The sequence below is a fragment of the Chryseobacterium sp. 3008163 genome, from assembly GCF_003669035.1.
Classification (GTDB): Bacteria; Bacteroidota; Bacteroidia; order Flavobacteriales; family Weeksellaceae; genus Chryseobacterium.
The window spans coordinates 1,253,933-1,273,633 of sequence record NZ_CP033070.1 but is presented as its reverse complement, the minus strand read 5'-3'; the positions used below and the strand labels follow the sequence as shown (position 1 = coordinate 1,273,633).

General features: G+C 34.1%; 17 protein-coding genes. 9 read left to right on the top strand and 8 right to left on the bottom strand.

The window, feature by feature from the left end; genetic code table 11:
- Nucleotides 1-154: 154 nt before the first annotated feature.
- Nucleotides 155-2,227, bottom strand: a complete 2,073-nt coding sequence (gene ppk1 / locus EAG08_RS05690; protein WP_129534618.1) for a polyphosphate kinase 1 — start codon at nt 2,225-2,227, stop codon at nt 155-157.
- 470 nt (nt 2,228-2,697) lie between these two features.
- Here ppk1 and dnaK point away from each other — a divergent pair, with 470 nt between their 5' ends.
- The 4 genes from dnaK to EAG08_RS05670 all read left to right on the top strand — a co-directional run bounded on the left by dnaK (nt 2,698) and on the right by EAG08_RS05670 (nt 9,392).
- On the top strand, nt 2,698-4,584 hold the full coding sequence (gene dnaK / locus EAG08_RS05685) for a molecular chaperone DnaK (protein ID WP_129534617.1): 1,887 nt from the start codon (nt 2,698-2,700) through the stop codon (nt 4,582-4,584).
- A 342-nt stretch (nt 4,585-4,926) separates the two neighbouring features.
- Nucleotides 4,927-7,845, top strand: coding sequence for a SusC/RagA family TonB-linked outer membrane protein (locus tag EAG08_RS05680; RefSeq protein WP_129534616.1), 2,919 nt, complete (start codon nt 4,927-4,929; stop codon nt 7,843-7,845).
- Nucleotides 7,846-7,857: 12 nt separating this feature from the next.
- Complete coding sequence (locus tag EAG08_RS05675) at nt 7,858-8,673, top strand: RagB/SusD family nutrient uptake outer membrane protein (RefSeq protein WP_129534615.1); 816 nt, start codon at nt 7,858-7,860, stop codon at nt 8,671-8,673.
- Nucleotides 8,674-8,759: 86 nt separating this feature from the next.
- On the top strand, nt 8,760-9,392 hold the full coding sequence (locus tag EAG08_RS05670; protein WP_164998528.1) for a RagB/SusD family nutrient uptake outer membrane protein: 633 nt from the start codon (nt 8,760-8,762) through the stop codon (nt 9,390-9,392).
- A gap of 103 nt (nt 9,393-9,495) precedes the next feature.
- On the opposite strand, the gene EAG08_RS05665 is transcribed toward EAG08_RS05670, so the two are convergent.
- Together EAG08_RS05665 and EAG08_RS05660 are read right to left on the bottom strand one after the other, a co-directional pair.
- On the bottom strand, nt 9,496-9,924 hold the full coding sequence (locus EAG08_RS05665; protein ID WP_228446786.1) for a hypothetical protein: 429 nt from the start codon (nt 9,922-9,924) through the stop codon (nt 9,496-9,498).
- Nucleotides 9,925-10,060: 136 nt separating this feature from the next.
- Nucleotides 10,061-10,330 carry a hypothetical protein gene (locus tag EAG08_RS05660; protein ID WP_129534613.1) on the bottom strand — a complete coding sequence of 90 codons (270 nt, stop codon included), beginning with the start codon at nt 10,328-10,330 and terminating at the stop codon, nt 10,061-10,063.
- Nucleotides 10,331-10,596: 266 nt separating this feature from the next.
- Here EAG08_RS05660 and EAG08_RS05655 point away from each other — a divergent pair, with 266 nt between their 5' ends.
- The 5 genes from EAG08_RS05655 (at nt 10,597) to EAG08_RS05640 (ending at nt 15,643) form a co-directional block, all read left to right on the top strand.
- A complete protein-coding gene (locus EAG08_RS05655) occupies nt 10,597-11,610 on the top strand; it encodes a nucleoid-associated protein (RefSeq protein WP_129534612.1) in 1,014 nt (337 codons plus the stop codon).
- A gap of 222 nt (nt 11,611-11,832) precedes the next feature.
- On the top strand, nt 11,833-12,747 hold the full coding sequence (locus tag EAG08_RS21875; protein ID WP_228446785.1) for a GAF domain-containing protein: 915 nt from the start codon (nt 11,833-11,835) through the stop codon (nt 12,745-12,747).
- A complete protein-coding gene (locus EAG08_RS21870) occupies nt 12,732-14,042 on the top strand; it encodes a sensor histidine kinase (RefSeq protein ID WP_228446853.1) in 1,311 nt (436 codons plus the stop codon). The genes EAG08_RS21875 and EAG08_RS21870 overlap by 16 nt, the downstream gene beginning before the upstream one ends.
- A 14-nt stretch (nt 14,043-14,056) precedes the next feature.
- A complete protein-coding gene (locus EAG08_RS05645; RefSeq protein WP_228446784.1) occupies nt 14,057-14,524 on the top strand; it encodes a biliverdin-producing heme oxygenase in 468 nt (155 codons plus the stop codon).
- A gap of 192 nt (nt 14,525-14,716) precedes the next feature.
- Complete coding sequence (locus tag EAG08_RS05640) at nt 14,717-15,643, top strand: malate dehydrogenase (protein WP_129534611.1); 927 nt, start codon at nt 14,717-14,719, stop codon at nt 15,641-15,643.
- Nucleotides 15,644-15,698: 55 nt separating this feature from the next.
- Here EAG08_RS05640 and EAG08_RS05635 read toward each other — a convergent pair whose 3' ends face one another.
- The 5 genes from EAG08_RS05635 to EAG08_RS05615 all read right to left on the bottom strand — a co-directional run bounded on the left by EAG08_RS05635 (nt 15,699) and on the right by EAG08_RS05615 (nt 19,668).
- Entirely contained in the window at nt 15,699-16,838 is a 1,140-nt protein-coding gene (locus EAG08_RS05635) for a hypothetical protein (protein ID WP_129534610.1), read from the bottom strand.
- Nucleotide 16,839: 1 nt separating this feature from the next.
- Nucleotides 16,840-17,310, bottom strand: coding sequence for a GIY-YIG nuclease family protein (locus tag EAG08_RS05630; protein WP_129534609.1), 471 nt, complete (start codon nt 17,308-17,310; stop codon nt 16,840-16,842).
- 452 nt (nt 17,311-17,762) lie between these two features.
- Complete coding sequence (locus tag EAG08_RS05625; RefSeq protein WP_129534608.1) at nt 17,763-18,152, bottom strand: RidA family protein; 390 nt, start codon at nt 18,150-18,152, stop codon at nt 17,763-17,765.
- Between the two features lie 67 nt (nt 18,153-18,219).
- Nucleotides 18,220-18,789, bottom strand: coding sequence for a Crp/Fnr family transcriptional regulator (locus EAG08_RS05620; protein WP_129534607.1), 570 nt, complete (start codon nt 18,787-18,789; stop codon nt 18,220-18,222).
- 30 nt (nt 18,790-18,819) lie between these two features.
- Nucleotides 18,820-19,668, bottom strand: coding sequence for a GLPGLI family protein (locus tag EAG08_RS05615; RefSeq protein WP_129534606.1), 849 nt, complete (start codon nt 19,666-19,668; stop codon nt 18,820-18,822).
- Between the last annotated feature and the right edge of the window lie 33 nt (nt 19,669-19,701).

Here is a 19,701-nt window from a genome sequence, read left to right as displayed (position 1 = left end):
GAAAATTTAAACCATTAAGAATATTGAAGAATTAAGATTGATTAAGAATCAATAATTGATTTAAGAATTCTGCTTAATGGATTTACCGAGGTAAATCTTAAAAAATCTAAAGCTTATTTGTCCTTAAAAATTTAACTCTTTTAATGTTTCAAATCTATTTTCCAGTAGTTTTTGCTTTCAGATATTTATACGTTTCAATTTGCGAGCGGCATTCTTTCTGATCGTTGCTGATGTATTCGTTGCTCAGTTTTTTATCTAAAATTCTCGCTTTCACGTTATCTCTTAATTGAATATCAAGAATATCTTTCAGTTCTTTTTTTAGATTTTTGTCGGTGATTTTTGCGGCGGCTTCAATTCTGTAGTCTAAGTTTCTGTTCATCCAGTCGGCAGATGAAATATAGATGTCTTCAGCACCTTTGTTGTAGAAATACATGACTCTTGCATGCTCAAGATATTCGTCTACAATACTGATTGCTTTTATTTTTTCTTTGAAATCTTTCTGATTAATGGCACAATAAATTCCACGTACAATTATTTTAATCACGACACCGGCCTCTGCAGCTTCATACATTTTTAAAATCAATCCACGATCACTTATAGAATTGGCTTTTACGATCATTTGTGCTTTTCTTCCTGCTTTTGCTTCTTCAATTTCTTTATCGATATGCTGCACAATTTTCTCACGCATAAACTGCGGGCAAACCATTAGGTTTTTGCAAGTTTTCAAAACCGAAAGATAATCTTCTTTAGGTTTTTTAAGCACCGTGAAAACTTTATTAATATCTGCCATAATGCCTCTGTCAGAAGTCATTATCAAATGGTCACCGTAGATTCTAGCTGTTTTTTCGTTGAAATTACCTGTGCTTACAAAACCATATTGCAACGTTTTGTTATGTATACGTTTTTTGATGATACACAGTTTAGCATGAACTTTTTTGTCAGGAATTCCTATTAAAACAGTGATTCCTTCAGGTTCAAACATTTCCTTCCACATCAAATTTGATTCTTCGTCAAATCTTGCCTGAAGCTCAAGCATTACCGTCACTTCTTTGCCATTTCGGGCAGCATAAATTAAAGCGTTGCTTATTTTTGAATTGCTGGCTAAACGATAAGCGGTGATCTGAATAGATTTTACATCGGGATCCATTGCTGCTTCACGCAGAAGATCAATTACCGGCGTGTAAGTATGATAGGGGAAGCTCAATAAAACATCCTGCTTCATGATGACATCAGTTACTCTTTCTCCATGTTCAAAAGCCTGATGCGTAAATGACGTTCGTTCAATCGGTTTTTTATAGTATTCAAAGACATCCGGAAAATCCATAAAATGTTTGAAATTATGGATCTTTCCACCGGGGATGATGCTGTCTTTCTTACTTAAATTTAATTTTCGGATGAGCAATTCGAGCAAAGCCTTATCCATATCTTTATCGAAAACAAAACGGGTAGGTTTTCCTTTTCGTCTGTTTTTAAGACCTTTTTCTATTTTCTCGGCAAAATTGGTTTTGATGTCGTTATCGATGTCCATTTCTGCATCTTTTGTAACTTTAAAAGAGTTGGCAGAAAACTCGTCATACCCGAAATAGGAAAAAATGTGTGGCAAGTTAAATGTAATGACATCTTCTAAAAGCATGACATTTTTTTCTTCTAAATCTTCTGTAGGCAAAAGGACAAATCTTCCCACAAAACGTGATGGAATCTCAATAATTGCATAATTGCTGTGATATTGCCAGTCTTTTTTCCTCATCGCTACACCTAGATACAAACTTTTGTCTCTATAGTAAGGCATCGGCGTATTTTCGTGAAGAAGAATAGGAATGACATTCGATTCTACCACCTCATCAAAATATTGTCTTACGAACTCCTTTTGTCTCGCAGTCAGATTTTTTGAAGTTTTAATGAAAACTTTCTGCTCTGCCATTTCAACCTGAATTTTTTTCCAGGTTTTGTCGAAATCTGCCTGTTGGGTGATGACAATTTCATTAATCCTCTGAAGAATTTTTGATGGCGGCTGATAGAAAGATTCGGCAATTACTTTTTCCTTAAAATCCATGGCACGCTTAAGACCTGCCACACGCACTCTGAAAAATTCATCTAAATTGTTTGAGAAAATCCCAAGAAACCTGATTCTAAGATGCAAAGGTACATTTTCGTCCATTGCCTCTTGTAAAACTCTTTCATTAAACGCCAACCAGGTAATATCTCTGGGATTAAAATGTACTGACATAAGGTATTAGTAAAATTTATCAAAAATAATAATAAAACTAATGCTTTATCTGATTCTAAAGTTAATTCTTAATTAAATTTTTAGTTGAAGGAAAAGTCAGTAAAACAGTGAAATTATTTTTTAAACACATAAGTCACATTAGATTTACAGAAAAATGTTTGAAAGCAACAGAACGCTTCGACAGGCTCAGCCTGACACCGTCGATGATTAAAAAAATCTAAATAATGTCATCTGAGCTTGTTGAAGGATTTTTTAAACTTTTGAATAATAAACATTTTAAAAATCTTTGTCACTTTTGCTGTAATAAAACAAAATTATTACTGTCATCTTAGAATATATTGTGTTTAAAATTTGTCTCGGTTTTATTTAAAAATAATCGAAACTGTCAATTTGTCACAAAAATTCTAATGGTACAGATATTGAGAAAGTGAGAGTGTAATTAAACTTAAAATTAGAAAAATATAAATATTATGAGTAAAATAATTGGAATTGACTTAGGTACTACCAACTCTTGCGTTGCAGTAATGGAAGGTAAAGATGCTGTAGTTATCCCTAATGCAGAAGGTAAAAGAACAACTCCTTCTATTGTAGCGTTTACAGAAGATGGTGAAAGAAAAGTAGGAGATCCTGCAAAAAGACAGGCTGTAACAAACCCTACAAAGACAGTATATTCTATCAAAAGATTCATCGGAACACATTTCAAAGATGATGCTTCTGAAGTTTCAAGAGTACCTTACGCAGTTGTAAGCGGACCAAATGATACTGTAAAAGTAAAAATCGACGACAGAGAATATACACCACAGGAAATTTCTGCAATGATTCTTCAGAAAATGAAGAAAACTGCTGAAGATTATCTTGGACAAGAAGTAACAAGAGCGGTAATTACTGTTCCGGCTTACTTTAATGATGCTCAAAGACAAGCTACTAAAGAAGCAGGAGAAATCGCTGGTCTTAAAGTAGAAAGAATCATCAATGAGCCTACAGCAGCAGCTTTGGCTTATGGTATGGATAAAGCTCACAAAGATCAAAAAATTGCAGTTTACGATTTAGGAGGTGGTACTTTTGACGTTTCTATCCTTGATTTAGGAGACGGCGTTTTCGAAGTATTGTCTACAAATGGTGATACGCACTTAGGTGGTGATGACTTTGATGATGTAATTATCAACTGGATGGCAGACGAATTCAAAGCTGAAGAAGGTGTTGACTTAAAATCTGATGCAATCGCATTACAAAGATTGAAAGAAGCAGCTGAAAAAGCAAAAATCGAATTGTCTTCTTCTCCTCAAACTGAAATCAACCTTCCATATATTACAGCTACAGCTACAGGTCCTAAACACTTAGTGAAGCCTTTGACTAAAGCTAAATTTGAGCAATTATCTGCTGATTTGGTAAGAAGATCTATGGAGCCTTGTAAAAAAGCTCTTTCTGACGCAGGTCTTTCTATTTCAGATATCGACGAAGTAATCTTGGTAGGTGGTTCTACAAGAATCCCAATCATTCAAGAGGAAGTTGAGAAATTCTTCGGTAAAAAACCTTCAAAAGGTGTTAACCCGGATGAGGTTGTAGCAATTGGTGCAGCAATCCAAGGTGGAGTTTTAACTGGAGATGTGACAGACGTACTTTTATTAGACGTGACGCCACTTTCTTTAGGTATCGAAACGATGGGTTCTGTTTTCACTAAATTAATTGACGCAAACACAACAATTCCAACTAAAAAATCTGAAGTATTTTCTACAGCTTCTGACAACCAGCCGGCTGTAAGCATCAGAGTAGGACAAGGTGAAAGACCAATGTTCAACGATAACAAAGAGATTGGTAGATTTGACTTAACAGATATTCCACCAGCACAAAGAGGAGTTCCTCAAATCGAAGTAACTTTCGATATCGATGCAAACGGAATCTTGAGCGTTTCAGCTAAAGATAAAGGAACTGGTAAAGAGCAGTCTATCAAAATTCAGGCATCTTCTGGACTTTCTGACGAAGAAATCGAAAGAATGAAAAAAGAAGCTCAGGAAAATTCTGCAGCTGATAACAAGAGAAAAGAAGAAGTTGAAATCTTCAACAAAGCTGACGGATTGATCTTCCAAACTGAAAAGCAATTGAAAGAATTTGGTGATAAATTGTCTGCTGACAAAAAAGCAGCTATCGAAACTGCTCACACAGAATTGAAAACCGCTTTCGAAGCTAAAAACGGAGAAGAAGTGAAAGTTAAAACTGAAGCTTTAGATGCGGCTTGGATGGCAGCTTCAGAAGAAATGTATGCACAAGGTCAAGGTGCTGAAGCAGGAGCGCAAAATCAAGGTCAGGCAAACGGAGCGGAGGACGTTCAAGATGCGGATTTTGAAGAGGTAAAATAATTTACTGAAACACCTTTCAAGGTTTTTGATGCTTTGAAAGTTTAAATATAGGATCCCCGAGTAAAATCTCGGGGATTTTTTTGTTTACAAATGAAGCATTCCATACTTCTTTTGCGATTTATATATATTAATGAATTGTTAAGTGTTTTATAATGAGGTGATTATTGTTTATTCTTTCCAATGAAATCTGAGCAGGTAACTGCAGGATAGCAGAAATTTATGATAACTATACTTTTAAGAAAATTAAAACATGAGAAATATCATGTCTTTAGAATTTAACCTTCTTAAGTTTTAATTTAAATGAAAGCATCAAGTAAATAATCAATAATCACCAATCTTAGAATGAAGAAATCTATAGTAACTCTGGGTATTTTATTAAGTACCACAAGTTTTATCTTCGCACAGGAAAAACAACCGACCGGTACGACCAAGAATCAAGATACGATACAATCCAATAATAAAACTAAGGATATCGAAGAAGTAGTTATCATTGCCTACGGTACCCAAAAAAGAGGAGAAGTTACTGGTTCTGTGGGTAGAGTAAGTGCTGAAAGCTTTAAAGATCGTCCAATTTCGAGAGTCGACCAGGCATTAACTGGTCAGATTGCAGGGGTTAAGACGCGTGCAACTTCAGGAAAACCTGGCGAACCATTAGAAATCAGAGTTCGTGGTACCGCTTCAATTTCTGCAAGTAATTCACCTGTTTATGTTGTTGATGGGATGGTTGTAGACGATATGGCCAACGTTTCTCCTGATGATGTGCAATCGATTGAAGTATTAAAAGATGCTGCATCTACAGCAATGTACGGATCTCGTGGTTCTAACGGTGTAGTCATTGTAACTACTAAAAAAGGAATGACAGGAAAACCATCATTTACCTTCTCTCAATATTACGGTGTTCAAACGATCGAAAAAAAGCTGGATGTTATGAACAGCTCAGAGTGGATTGATTATGCTACAGAATCAATCAATAAAAGATGGGTGGCATTAGCACCCGGTAATTCAGCATCAGATAGTTACGAAGTAAGGGCTAAGTATTTTAATTTAGCAAACACAACCAATTATAATTTGGCGAATGTCAATTATATGATTGATCCTCGATGGGGAACCAATCAGGTTGCAAATATCGATTGGCAGGATGCGTTTTACCGTCCGGCATCCATTCAAAATTATCAGTTGTCTGTGAGAGGTGGGAACAAGAATGTGAAGTATGCTATTTCGGCTGCGTATTTCGATCAGGAAGGTTTGGCTCTTAATACCGGATTCAACAGGTTTAATTTAAGTGCCGTGGTTGATGTTAATATTTCAGATAAGTGGAAAGCTGGGATTGCCTTGAGACCAAGTTATTCTCAAAGTTACGGAGCAGCAGTAGACGGAAAAGATAATGAAGCTCACAAAATGCTTTCAATGGTACCCATAGCAGAGTTGTCCGCAGGTCTTTATACCAATTTTTGGAAAAATGATCGGTACCGATGGGCAAGTTCTTCACAGAGCCCGATTGGAGTGTTAGAAAATACGACCAACAATACCAATGAATTCAGGTTACTATCCAGTTTATATATGTCTTATGATATTTTGCCAAGTTTAAACTTAAAAATTTCAGGAGGGGCAACCAATAACTTTAATCTTAATAACGGATATACACCAACTTTTAACTTAGTGACCAATATTCCGGGGCAGGTGAGTATTGCCAGTAGAAGAACCGTTAATTACAACCGTTATTTAGGAGAAGCTTTATTATCCTACAAAAAAACTTTCGGAGATCATAGTGTTAATGTAATTGCAGGTTATAGTGCCGAAAATTACAGAACAACAAGTCAATATAACCGAAACAGAGGATTTCCTAATGATGATCTAAAGACCTTTAACTTCACACAATCTGCATCTGTACTTAACTCAGAATATACCGCTTCAGAATGGATGTTGGTCTCTATGTTTGGTCGTGTGAATTATGATTACAAAAAGAAATATATGTTGTCTGCCAGTATTCGTAGAGATGGGTCTTCCAGATTTGGATGGAATAATCTTTGGGGAACATTTGCAGCATTCGGAGGTGCCTGGAAAATAGATGAAGAAGAATTTTTAAAGGATTCAAGCTGGCTTACCAACTTGAAGCTAAGATACAGCTGGGGTGAGAACGGAAACAATTCTATTGGTGACTACAGAGCCTTCGGAACTCTTGCAGGCGGAAATTATTCATTTGGCGGAAATCTTTCAAATGGCTTGATTCCAAATACAATTCCCAATCCGGATTTGACTTGGGAAAAAACAAGATCTTCAGATTTTGGTTTTGAATTAGGATTATTCAACAGAATTGATTTCACAGCCGATTATTATATCAAAAAAACCAATGACCTTCTTTTGCAACAGCCAATACCATACGTTACAGGATATAATATCATGTGGAAAAATGTAGGTTCAGTGCAGAACAAAGGTTTGGAATTAGATTTAACGACAAAAAATTTAACAGGAGCTTTCAAATGGAATACTTCAGCGAATATTGCATTTAACAACAACAAGGTTCTGCAGTTAGGTACAGATAATGCGCCTATTTACACAGGTTTTAGTAACACCACAAATATTATTCAGGTAGGGGAAGAGCTTAATTCATTTTATCTGTATGAAGCAATTGGAGTACTTTCTAGCGCCGATATTGCTAATACAGGAATTGCCAAAACAAATGGTGCGATTGCAGGAGATGTTAAATACAAGGATGCAAATGGTGACGGAATTATCAATGAAAATGACCGTCACATTATCGGAAGTCCAACTCCTGATTATTACTGGGGTTTTACCAACACTTTTTCTTACAAAGGTTTTGATCTTTCTGTATTTTTCCAGGGACAAAAAGGTGGGTACAGCTATGCTTTGCTAGGTCGCGCAATTGACCGTCCAGGAATGGGAACCACAACCAATGTGATGGGAAACTGGGCAAACCGCTGGCGTTCTGATGCAGAACCAGGAGATGGAAGAACTCCAAGATTAGATGGTACAACAGGAAGTCTTTTAGATACAAGATGGCTGTATGATGCGACTTATATTCAGTTAAAAAATGTGACATTAGGATATAATTTTGAGCAGGATTTAGTGAATAAATTAAAAATTTCTAACCTGAGAGTGTATGTCAGCTTAGAAAATGTTTGGAGAAAAGATCATTATTATGGTGGCTATAACCCGGAATCTGTGCAGTCAGACGGTACCGATTACGGGGCATATCCAAATGCTAAAGTATATATGATGGGCTTAAACTTTAACTTCTAAATTTAAAAAAAAATGAAAATCAATAAAATAAATACTTCCCTTTTACAATTAAATATGAAATCTCTTACAAAAGCATTGATTTGCGGAACTATGATGCTGGGGATGCTCAGCTGTGAAGACGATTTGATGCTGGAACCCGAAAATAATATTACCCAAAACTCCTTTTATACTACCGAATTGCAGATTCAGCAGGCTTTGTCCGGAGTGTATTCAGCAATGGTGAATGCTTCATCAAGAGGAGGTTATGATGTTAATTTTTATCTGTTGGCATCAGAGGTTCGCTCAAATAATTTTAATGCAATTTCGCAGAACGGAAACAGAGATTATTATGCAATCAACCGTTTTCAGGATACTTCTTCTACCGACGAAATGGAAATTCTTTGGGAAGATGCTTACCAGCAGATCTCTTACGCAAATACGCTTTTAGTGAGAATAGATGCAGTGCCGTTTACAAATCCGGCAACTAAAGAACAATACCGTTCTGAAGCTCGTTTCTTAAGGTCTTACGCATATTTTGAGTTGATGAGAAGTTTTGGAAAAGTTCCGTTGATCGATAAACCAGTGAGTCCTGAAGAGGCCGCTAAAATACCAAGAACAGATCTGGCGACACTTTACAATTTCATTACATCAGAAATTGAAGCATCTGTAGCAGGCCTGAAAGATGTGTATGACGCCGCAAATAAAGGAAGAATAACGAAGTCTGCAGCTCACGCTATGTTAGGGAGAATTTATCTTACAGGGTCAGGATATCCGCTCAATAACGGCTCTTATGTTGCGAAAGCGAAGGATCATTTATTTGCAGTGATTCAGGGGAAGGGCAGTTCGTAACTTTTGCTCCTAATTATGCAGATGTTTTTAAAAGTGTAAATGATAACAAGTATCATATTTTTGAAATTCAGCATATCGGTGGAGGTTTGTCACAAGGTTCTTACTTACCAAGCTATGTGTCACCGAATTTTGGTTCTGCTGATCCATACTATAATGCGCAGGGTAGTTTATTCAGCTCGGCTGAATTGGGAGTTTCTCAATCATTAATTGATACTTATGAGCCGGGAGATTTGAGACTTCCTTTAACGATCAAAACAAGTTTTATTGGGACAAACGGACAACCTGATCAGGCTAAATTTTTCGTAAAATTCCGTGAAAAAGGAATTGTTTTGAGCAACCGCTACGACTGGCCAATTAACTTCCCGATCATTCGATATGAAGATGTTATGTTGATGTATGCCGAAATTTTAAATAATGAGGGAAATACAAGTGCAGCTGTTTTTTATTTAAACAAAATCCGTCAGAGAGCAGGCCTTGCACCGGTTTCTACATCGATATCTGCTGCTAATTTTACAACAGCACTTCGTAAAGAAAGAAGGGTGGAATTTGCCGGTGAAGGTGTGTATTGGCACGATTTAGTACGTTGGAATACAGGAGTTACTGTCATCAATCAGGCAGCAGCTGCTTTAAACTATAATTACACCATTACAACCAATGATTATTTGTATCAGGTACCTTTATCTCAAATTCAGGTAGCGGGGTATGATCAAAATCCTTAAATATCTTTTTAAAACTTAAATACAAAATCCCCGAGCATAGGCGAGGGGATTTTTAGAGAAATATCTAAATAATATTTATTTAAATAAAACGACTGCGCCCAAGCTAAAAGCTTGGGCGCAGTCTATTGCAAAATTTAATTCTTCTTAAACATAATCTCATCCAGTCTCGTCTGGTTAAGATAAATCTGTTGAAATTCGACAGGCATATACTGATACAGAATGTTCCATTGCTGGCTGTCAGTATGTTTTTTAAGCTTCCGAATGACCTGATAAACAGATTTTCGATAATGTGTTTTACATTGAAAGTTCCGTTTTTATAAATCCATTCCATCATTTTGATGTTTCTGTTGACAATATTGATTTTAGATTCTTTTAAAAGAACTTTTAGATAATCAACGGTCGACTGAATAATGCCCGGAAAATTGTTTTGTGCAGAAAGCTGCGAAATTTCGTTCTGAATTGATGGATAAAATATTTTTAAATGCTCGATTGCCTGAGTTTCATTAATAGTATCCGCTTCAAAATTCTTCATTGTTAAAATTTTTTTTAAACATTCTAATAGTTACTAAAAGTGTACCAAAATCATCAGAAAAAAATTAAAAAAATAATGTTGTTTAATTTTAAAACTAAAACGATTTTGATTAATAAACCCTTTGTTTATGAAGGTTTTAAAGAGTTTGGCAAAAATAAATTTTTGCTAACTGATTGATTTTTAAATCTATTTTAAAATGTGGTTTTTGATTAGGATGTAACGAAACCGTTGAAATATGTAATGAAACGGAAATGATAATGTCAGAGAAATAATTTTTGCTGACAATTTCCATAATTATTAAAGTCTCTTCTATAATTATTATGTCAATATCAAAATGATAAGTGACAAAATGTTTAACTGAAAATAATAAAAGCTTTCTGATATTGTTTTGATATTCATATTTCATAAGAAAAATTTTTATCAAATATGATTTCTGAAGCATCGTAGAAAAAGGACAACAAAAACTGAAGAGTATTATGTTGATTTTGAGCTATTTAATCTTTTGTGTGGCTTTGAGGTGTAAAATGTTTATTTGTTTTAATGCTGATAATCAAGTGTTTATTTTTTTATGTGTTCACCAATCGTGCATTTTCACTACCATTTTGTGAAAAAAAATAATTTGTCCTTTTTAAGTTAGAGATTAATATCTTTGCAGTCCACAAAAAATCAAAGATGTTTTCAAAAATTGCAGTACACAGAGTCGGAAATAAAATCAACGGTGAATCACTTATTCTTTCTCAGGAAGAACTTCAGCTGGATGAAGGAACCGTAGAATTGTTGGAGAATTATTTTTTAGGTTCATTCAAAACTGAAGAAACTTACCAATTTTATAGTGATACTTATTTGGTCAATAATCCTGTATTCAGTTCTGTGTCAGAAATTTTTGAAGACAAAGCGAAGTTCCTTTGGGAATCTGAAAATCTTGCAAAACATCTCTTTGAAGCAGCCGAAAATCCACGAGTTCAGGGTGGCGAATTGTTTGTTGTTTATTTTGAAGACGATAGAGAAGGTGACGATAAAGTGGACAAAATTGGTATTTTTAAAACCGAAAAAAGAGAATCTTTCCTAAAGATTTTCCCTAAAAATGAATCATTCGAAATAGATAAAGATCAGGGAATAAGCCTTTCAAAAATCGATAAAGCAGCATTGATTTACAACAGCAGTAAAGAAAGCGGTTACGTACTTTCTGTAGTTGATAATAACAAAAATGGCGACATGTATTATTGGTTCGAAGATTTCCTGAAAGTGAAGCAACGTGACGATGAATATTTTCACACGCAAGAGGCGTTGATGGTTTATAAAGATTATATCATCAAGCAGCTTCCGCAGGAATTTGAGGTTTCAAAGGCTGATCAGGCAGATTTTCTGAATCAGTCGATTAATTTTTTCAAAGAAAAAGAAGAATTTAAACTCGATGAATTTGCGGCTGAGGTTTTGAAAGATGAGCATGTCATTGAAAGCTTTAATAATTTTAAAACCGATTACGAGCAGGAAATGCAGATCAATATTGCAGAAGAATTTCCAATCAGTGAAGCGGCAGTTAAGAAAACGCAGAGACATTTTAAAAGTATCATTAAATTGGATAAAAACTTCCATATTTACATTCACGGAGACCGAAAAATGCTAGAGCAGGGTCAGGATGAAAAAGGAAAATATTATATGCTTTACTTTGACAAAGAGGTTTAAAAAAGATGAGTAATTTAATATTGTAAGCTACAGAATATTATGCATATCACAGAATATTTTAATAAAAATTAACTGTTATGCTTTGATAATCAGATACTCATGTTAAATTACTATTAAAAAGTGATAATTTTTATTAATAATCAGTACAAATTCCAACTTGAGTACCACAAAGTATTTATCAGGCAGTAAAAATGATTAACTTTGATTCTTTAAGTGTTATTTATGAATTTTGTTGAGTGTCATGATGAGCCCATCCATATACCGGGTTACATACAAAGTTTTGGTTATCTGATTGGCATCGATGCAGTATCTCATACCATTACATTTTTCAGTGAAAATATTACAGATGTTTTTAATGTTGAAAATTCTGAAATCTTTTTCGGAAAGAAACTGACAGACTTTCCGGAGCTTTTTCAGACAGTTATGACTTCTGATATTTTCGAATCTTTAGAAAATCTTACCCGCAGAGACAACGAAACCTACTTCGATAAAATTTTTATCGGAGATCAAGAATATCACTTCTCGATTTTTAAAAGCCAGAATCAGATTTTTTTGGAGTTTGAAGCACTTTTAAAAAATCCCGAAAAACGAATCACCAATAAGTACGATAATTTCTACATCGTTGATAACGATCAGGAAATTTGGGATCAGCTTTTAAGCACGCTTTTCAATATCATCAACTATGACCGAATCATGGTCTACAAATTCATGGAAGATGGTTCCGGTAAAGTGATTGCCGAAAAAGCCAATGATAGTCTTGAAAGTTATTTAGGCTTACATTATCCCGAATCTGATATCCCGAGACAGGCTCGTGACCTTTATAAAAAGAAAAGAAAAAGAATTTTCAGTAATGTGTATGCAGAGCCGGTGAAGTTGGTCAGCAAAACGATTGATACCATTGATCTCACTTTTGTTGCATCACGTGCAATGTCGCCTATTCATGGGCAGTACATCAAAAATTCTGGTGCTTCTTCAAGTTTCAGTGTGTCAATTATTATTGATGACAAACTTTGGGGGTTGGTAACTTGTCAAAATTCTGAGCCCAAACATATTGACCTCGAAGATCGTGTGCAGGCCGGCATTTTTACAGTTTTGGCATCCAATGCCTATTCCTCATTTAAATCAAAAAAGAATTAGAATATCGTTTAGATTTAAATTTAAAAGCATCACAGCTTAAATCTGAATTTTTAAAGCATAATACCTTATTCGAATCGCTTGTAGAAAACAAATCTGAAATCAGAAATCTTCCTGAAGCAGACGGTTTGGCAGTAGTTTCAGAAAATTATGTCGTGACCGACGGTGTTACTCCCCAGCGTGATGTTATTCACGAAATCGTCGATTGGGCATATCGAAATACTGAAGAAACCATATTCATGAGCCGTAGTTTTCTTAAAGATTTCGGTAATGAATTGGGTCTTGATGAAACAGCAGGTGGAATCGTTATTTATTTTGTTGAAAAAAGTAAAAACGAATTACTGATCTGGTTCAGAAAAGAATTTGACGATCATATCAACTGGGCAGGAAATCCCGAAAAGAAAATAGAAGTATTTTCTCAAAACGGAGAAGAAAGAAATATCATTTCACCGAGAACGTCTTTTGAAGCTTTTAAAGAAGAAATAAAGGGGAATTCCAGAAGATGGAGCAGCAGAAACGAAATTGCGATACAGTCAATCCGTGATGTGATTTTAGAAACGTCTCACAGACAGTATGTCACAATCAAAAGACTGAACGAGCAGCTGAAAAAAGTAAATGAAGAATTAGACAGTTTTTCATATACGATTTCGCATGATTTGGGAACTCCGTTGACAGTAATGAAACTGAATGCGCAGATGTTGCTGAAAAGTCTTTCTGATATTTCTGATAAAAACAAACATAAAATCAGTTCTATTATTGACGAGATCGACAATATGGCTGAAATGATGCATGACGTTTTGCAATTAAGCAGAGCCAAACACAGCGAAATTGAGCTGGAAGATTTAGAAACGCGGCATACCATAGACAAAATTACAGAAAATGCAAAACTGACCTTTGACACTCCGAAAAGCGTAGTAGTAGTCAAAGATTGTCCAAACGTTATGGCAGACAAAACTTTATTGCATCAGGTGTTTTTAAATATAATCAATAATGCAATCAAGTATTCATCCAAACAGGATCAGCCTGAAATTCTGATAGAAGGAATGGAAGACGGAGAGCTGGTTATTTACAAAATCACCGACAACGGTATCGGAATTCCTGAATCTGAAAAACACAGAATGTTTAAGATTTTCAACAGGATGGATAACGCCAGAAAGTTCAAAGGAAACGGAATCGGACTTTCAATTGTTCACCGAATCATGAATAGGATTGGCGGAAATGTCGATTACGAAAGTAGTATTAACGGAACTTGTTTTATTTTAACGTTTCAAAACCCTAAATTTGTGAAACAACTTTAAATTTAAAGCAAAAAATGGTATCTGAATATTTAAAACAAAACACGGCTGAATTTCATGATGCAGCTGAAAAACTATTTAGTTCTGATAAAATTTTCAGCAAAACATTCACTTTAGAAGATTACAAGAAAATCATCAATACCAATTATCTGATGCTTCTTCACAGTGAAAACAAAATATTCAGCAGTCTTTCTGACAAATTCTCTGAAAAACTTCATTTAGATAAAAGAGTAAAACTTCCTTTGATTGAAAAAGATCTGGCGAGTTTAGATTTAAAAAATCAAACTGCTTCTCACGATTTTGAATTGGCAAATGTGCACGAAGCTTTGGGAGCAATGTACGTGATTGAAGGTTCTACTTTGGGTGGAAATGTAATCGCAAAGCAGCTTTCAAAAACTGAAGGTTTTGATGATGTTACATTCAATTTTTTGGATGCTATCAGGAAAATACAGGACCGATGTGGAAGAATTTCAAAGAAGTTTTAGACACTGAAGTAACTGAAGAAAACTACAACGAAGTATTGTCAGGAGCTAAAAAATTATATACGTTTTTACTAAACGTTAATTAATTTCCTTAAATAATAATTAAAATTCCCGAAAGATTGCCCAATTTTTCGGGAATTTGTACATTTGGGAAGCAAAAATTAAAGCTAACAAAATAAACAATAAATAAATATTATGAAAGTAACCGTAGTAGGTGCAGGTGCTGTAGGAGCAAGTTGTGCAGAATACATCGCAATGAAAGACTTCTGTTCAGAAGTAGTTTTAGTAGATATCAAAGAAGGTTTTGCTGAAGGAAAAGCAATGGACTTGATGCAGACTGCATCTTTGAACGGATTTGATACAAAAATTACAGGTACAACAGGAGATTACAGCAAAACAGCAGGTTCTCATGTAGCGGTAATCACTTCTGGTATCCCAAGAAAACCGGGAATGACAAGAGAAGAATTAATCGGTATCAACGCGGGAATTGTAAAAGAAGTTACTGAAAACTTAGTAAAAAATTCTCCTGAAGTAATCATCATTGTGGTTTCTAACCCAATGGATACTATGGCTTATTTGGTACACAAAACTTCAGGTCTTCCTAAGCACAAGATCATCGGTATGGGTGGTGCTTTAGATTCTGCAAGATTCAAATACAGATTGGCTGAGGCTTTAGAAGCTCCAATCTCTGACGTAGACGGTATGGTAATCGCTGCTCACAGTGATACAGGTATGCTTCCATTATTAAGCAAAGCAACAAGAAACGGAGTTCCGGTAACTGAATTCTTGGATGATGCTAAACAAAAATATGTAATAGAAGAAACTAAAGTGGGTGGAGCTACATTAACTAAATTGTTAGGTACTTCAGCTTGGTATGCTCCAGGTGCTGCAGTTTCTGTAATGGTTCAGGCAATTGCTTGCGACCAAAAGAAAATGATCCCTTGTTCACTAATGCTTGACGGAGAATATGGCGAAAGCGATATCTGCTTAGGTGTTCCTGCAATCATCGGGAAAAATGGTGTTGAAAGCATTGTAAACATCACATTGACTGCTGACGAACAATTAAAATTTGCTGAAGCTGCACAAGCAGTAAGAGAAGTAAATGGTGATTTGAAGTTTTAATTTTTATTAAACTTTTTTTAGTATAAAAAACAGCGCGTCCGAAGGACGCGCTGTTTTAAAGTTTATTTATGTCAAATTGTTGTAAGGATAGTGCTATTTTTTCTTTTGTACTTTTTAAATTTGCTAAAGTACCTTTATCGGGCTCTATAAATTTATTGTATTCATCTTTTAAAGAATTCACAAAAATATTCTTTTGCTGCTTTGCATCATAAATGTTTTTTCGTATAAAGGAAGCCTTTTCAATCAGCTTTTCTATAGATCTATCATAATTTGCTATATTTTTACGGATATGAAGAGCATCAATTATGAATAATTTTAAGAGCTCACTTAATTTATTAAAATCAGTTTCTTGAATTATGTTTAAGTTGTTATTATAACTCTCATCTATAATTTCATAATATCGTTTAATTAATCCATTACAAATTTGTACTTCAGGTTTTTCTAAATAGTCTAATTCTGATTTAGGGCTTAATTTTGATTGATTATAGTGTAAATTAATAATTTGCGAAGCGTCGTCCAATAATATATTTAAATCATTTCTAATAATATATTTTGTATTTATAAAATTGCTTGAATATTTTTCATAATTGTCATATATAGACTTAAAAAATTCCGGTATAAAATTTAATAAATTATAAAGCGTATTATATGTTTTTAACTGTTCTTCTTTATCATACTCAATAAAAAAGCTAAAGCCTTTATAAATTTCTAATCTATCAATATTTAAGATTTTTGAATAATGGGTTGAAGGTGTTCTGAAAAGAGTATTAACTACTAAATTGTCCTGACTTTCAAGTTCAATAAATTCTTTTATCTTAATGTTTTTCTCATTAATGTCATTAATAATATATTCTAAATCTGTTAATAATAAAGAAATATGATGATAAGAATTATATCTATCATTATAAAGCCTTAAATCTTTTTCATTTTTAATAGTTTGATTGAATTGTTCAACTTGAATTTGATTAGCTTTTATTTGCATATAAAATGCGAGAAATGTCAATATAATTCCGCTAAGAGCAATAAAAGGGTTAATTATTCCCCCAAAAGTATCTCCAATCTGTCCTGTATCAGTAAAATCAATACTACTTGTAAATTGTGTAAATATGTAAGGTGAAATAAAAGAAAACAATATAATTACACCTGAAATACAAAGTAATGTAATTGTTAATTTATCCCAATTTTTAATTTTCATGTTAGTTAATAATTAGTTTAACTTTTTGGCCTCGTTTTCCCTTTAGACTATATTTTGGATCTATTTTGTAAAATAGTCTTTCTTCTAATTCTTTTCTACCCAAATTGACTAAGATATATGAAATAGTTAAATTATTAATGAGTTTTTCGTTTAAGAGTTTCTCGATTGATTCTGAAAAACTTTTTCTCGAACTTGGTTTCTCATATTCAGAATGTGATGAGAAATAAAAATTACCTAAGTTTCTTCTCAGAGTATGATTCTTTGTATTTAAAATGTCTGTCATTCTTCCTCTCAAACTTCCTGTTTCACCAATATAGCAAATTTCATCATCCTCACGAAAAATATAAACTGCTGATTCATTCGGGAAAGATTTTGACCAATTACGATTCAATTCAACATTGTATTTCTCCGCTTCAAATAATAATAAATTTTCTAATTTTAATAAGTACTCTTCAACCTGAGATTTATTCATGATAAAATATTGTTTTGTTTATTTCAAATATATAAAAATTAAAATCTGAAAAATCATTATAATTTAATAATATAGCTATGAGCTACGTAAGTATAAGTGAGGGGGCTGTAAGGGGTAAAACTCCTTCAGAAGTGATTGTGACTGATTTTTCAAGTGGTCGAAGGCAGTTGTAGCTATGGTCGGAGGCCGTTTTGAAGTGTTTTTGGCATACTTAAATAACCTGATATAGACACTTTTTGTAACTGGCTAAAGATAGTTCAGAATGGGTAAATGGTTATACATTAATTGAGGTCGGGCTTTAGCCCGACCTCAATTAATGATTTCAAATTTGGCTTTAGCCAAAACTTATTTTAAGATCGATGAATTCATGATGATTAAGAAAATCACAAAAGTTCTCGATACGCTGCGCTACTCGAACTGACGATGTATTGGAACTTCTCTTTTAAAGAGAACTACTTTACAACCGTCGCCTCCATTTCCACTTTCAGCGTTTCAAATAAAGTTTTTACTTCGATTACTGTACTCGCTTGTTGAATTTCGTTTCTCGTAATCCAGTTTTGCCAGATGTCGAAATTTTCGAAAAATGCAGGATGATCTGTTGTATAAACATTTAATCGGACAATGTTTTTCAATTCAAAATCTGCCTGAACAATAACTTTTTCAAGATTTTCTAAGGTTTTAATGACTTGAGTTCTCATGTCGGCATTGCTTGTAACTCCGTTATCGTCAATGGCGGTTTGCCCGGAAACGTAGAGTGTGCTTTGAACATTTTTAACTTCTACGGCTTGTGCATAGTTTCTGTCGTTTTGCCATGTCCACGGGTTGATGATTCTTTTTTCCATGTTGAAATATTTTAATTTAATTAATGGAATAAAGTTCGGCAGAACTGAAAATTGACCTGCGTCACAATTATTTTGATTCCAGAAAAAAGCGGCTCAAAGTTTCTCGCGACAAACCAAGATAAGCAGCCAAAGTGATTTTTGGTATTCTCTGCAAAAGAGAAGGGTAGTATTTCAGAAACTGTTCGTAGCGTTCTTTTGCGCTCATCGTCATCAGTGAAAGAATTCTTCTTTGGTTTGAAATATGTCCGCCGATGGCTTTTTTCAAAAAGAAATCAGTCATTTTGGGAACTTCAGTCAGAAGTTGTTGATAATCATTAAAAGAAAGTTTTGAAACTATCGTATCTTCCAGACATTGCAGTGACTGAGTAGCTTTTGATTGTGTGTAAAACGCTGCATAATCGCTTTCCCACCAATCTTCCATTGAAAACGAAATGATGTGTTCTTTGGCTTCAGCGTCAGTGTAAAAAAGTTTTAAAAGTCCAGAAACAATAAAATAGACATGATCAACCTGATCATTTTCATGAATAATCATTTCACGTTTTTTGAAATGCTGTTCTTCGAAAAATAACTCAACAACCGAAAATTCTTCGTCGGTTAACGAAATTGTTTTGTTAATATGTTCTTTGAGGACATTCATTTAGTTTGATTTAATAATCAGTTTTGCTAATTATCTGTACAATTCGAGATCAAGAAAATTATTGTTTTTTACTAAATTTTTCTTTGCTTTTTCTGTTCCTGCTTTTTTAAAAGCATTTGCATCCATTTCATTCCCGTTTTCGTCGTAGGATTTAAAATTATTAATTTGTGGATTCATCAATAAAAACTGTTCGTTTGCGCTAATCGGATTTTTCCTGAAATCATTCCATTTTTTATTAAACTGCTTCCTGTTGACCTCATAATTTTTCAGTAAATGAGATGGTTTGATAACGGAGGTCCCATCAGTGGTTTTATAATTGGCAATGAGCTGGAAAGAGTGATGCTTTCTGGAATCTTCAATAGCCACAATCAAACCTGGAAGTTTCCTGAACAAATGCGGACCGTCCTGAAATGGTAATTCAGTTGTAAACCAAGCTGTCCATTCTCGCTGTCCAAACTTTAATACTGCTTTCTGGCAATTATAGTTTTGAATCTTTTTTGTTTCATCAATTAATGTCCATTTAAAATCAGTTTCGTTGGTCACTTTATAAGATTCCATCCCTATGAATTCAGTAGAATAATTTTTGATATTATTTTTATTTTTCCAAACCATCGAACGTATATTTCCGGGCAAAAGATTAGTCCCGATTTCTCCATTACCTTTTTGTGAAGATCTTAGAATTGCAGAATCCCTTTTTGCTTTCATCTCACTCAAAAACTCCGAATGATCTTTAAAAACCGTGAGACGCATATTTTCGGTTAAAACACTATCGAATTTTGTAGAATCAGGAACGTATTTGTATTCATAGATAAATCTATGATTCTGCGCATTAAATTTTGAGATTATAACTAAAAATAAGATTGTGAAAGCTTTATTCATTTGTATTTGATATAATTAATCAAATCTACAAAA

Bases quoted from the DNA above. Each gene is read 5' to 3' on its own strand.
- ppk1 (WP_129534618.1), bottom strand. From the start codon at position 2,227: ATGTCAGTACATTTTAATCCCAGAGATATTACCTGGTTGGCGTTTAAT.
- dnaK (WP_129534617.1), top strand. From the start codon at position 2,698: ATGAGTAAAATAATTGGAATTGACTTAGGTACTACCAACTCTTGCGTT.
- EAG08_RS05680 (WP_129534616.1), top strand. From the start codon at position 4,927: ATGAAGAAATCTATAGTAACTCTGGGTATTTTATTAAGTACCACAAGT.
- EAG08_RS05675 (WP_129534615.1), top strand. From the start codon at position 7,858: ATGAAAATCAATAAAATAAATACTTCCCTTTTACAATTAAATATGAAA.
- EAG08_RS05665 (WP_228446786.1), bottom strand. From the start codon at position 9,924: ATGAAGAATTTTGAAGCGGATACTATTAATGAAACTCAGGCAATCGAG.
- EAG08_RS05660 (WP_129534613.1), bottom strand. From the start codon at position 10,330: ATGAAATATGAATATCAAAACAATATCAGAAAGCTTTTATTATTTTCA.
- EAG08_RS05655 (WP_129534612.1), top strand. From the start codon at position 10,597: ATGTTTTCAAAAATTGCAGTACACAGAGTCGGAAATAAAATCAACGGT.
- EAG08_RS21875 (WP_228446785.1), top strand. From the start codon at position 11,833: ATGAATTTTGTTGAGTGTCATGATGAGCCCATCCATATACCGGGTTAC.
- EAG08_RS05645 (WP_228446784.1), top strand. From the start codon at position 14,057: ATGGTATCTGAATATTTAAAACAAAACACGGCTGAATTTCATGATGCA.
- EAG08_RS05640 (WP_129534611.1), top strand. From the start codon at position 14,717: ATGAAAGTAACCGTAGTAGGTGCAGGTGCTGTAGGAGCAAGTTGTGCA.
- EAG08_RS05635 (WP_129534610.1), bottom strand. From the start codon at position 16,838: ATGAAAATTAAAAATTGGGATAAATTAACAATTACATTACTTTGTATT.
- EAG08_RS05630 (WP_129534609.1), bottom strand. From the start codon at position 17,310: ATGAATAAATCTCAGGTTGAAGAGTACTTATTAAAATTAGAAAATTTA.
- EAG08_RS05625 (WP_129534608.1), bottom strand. From the start codon at position 18,152: ATGGAAAAAAGAATCATCAACCCGTGGACATGGCAAAACGACAGAAAC.
- EAG08_RS05620 (WP_129534607.1), bottom strand. From the start codon at position 18,789: ATGAATGTCCTCAAAGAACATATTAACAAAACAATTTCGTTAACCGAC.
- EAG08_RS05615 (WP_129534606.1), bottom strand. From the start codon at position 19,668: ATGAATAAAGCTTTCACAATCTTATTTTTAGTTATAATCTCAAAATTT.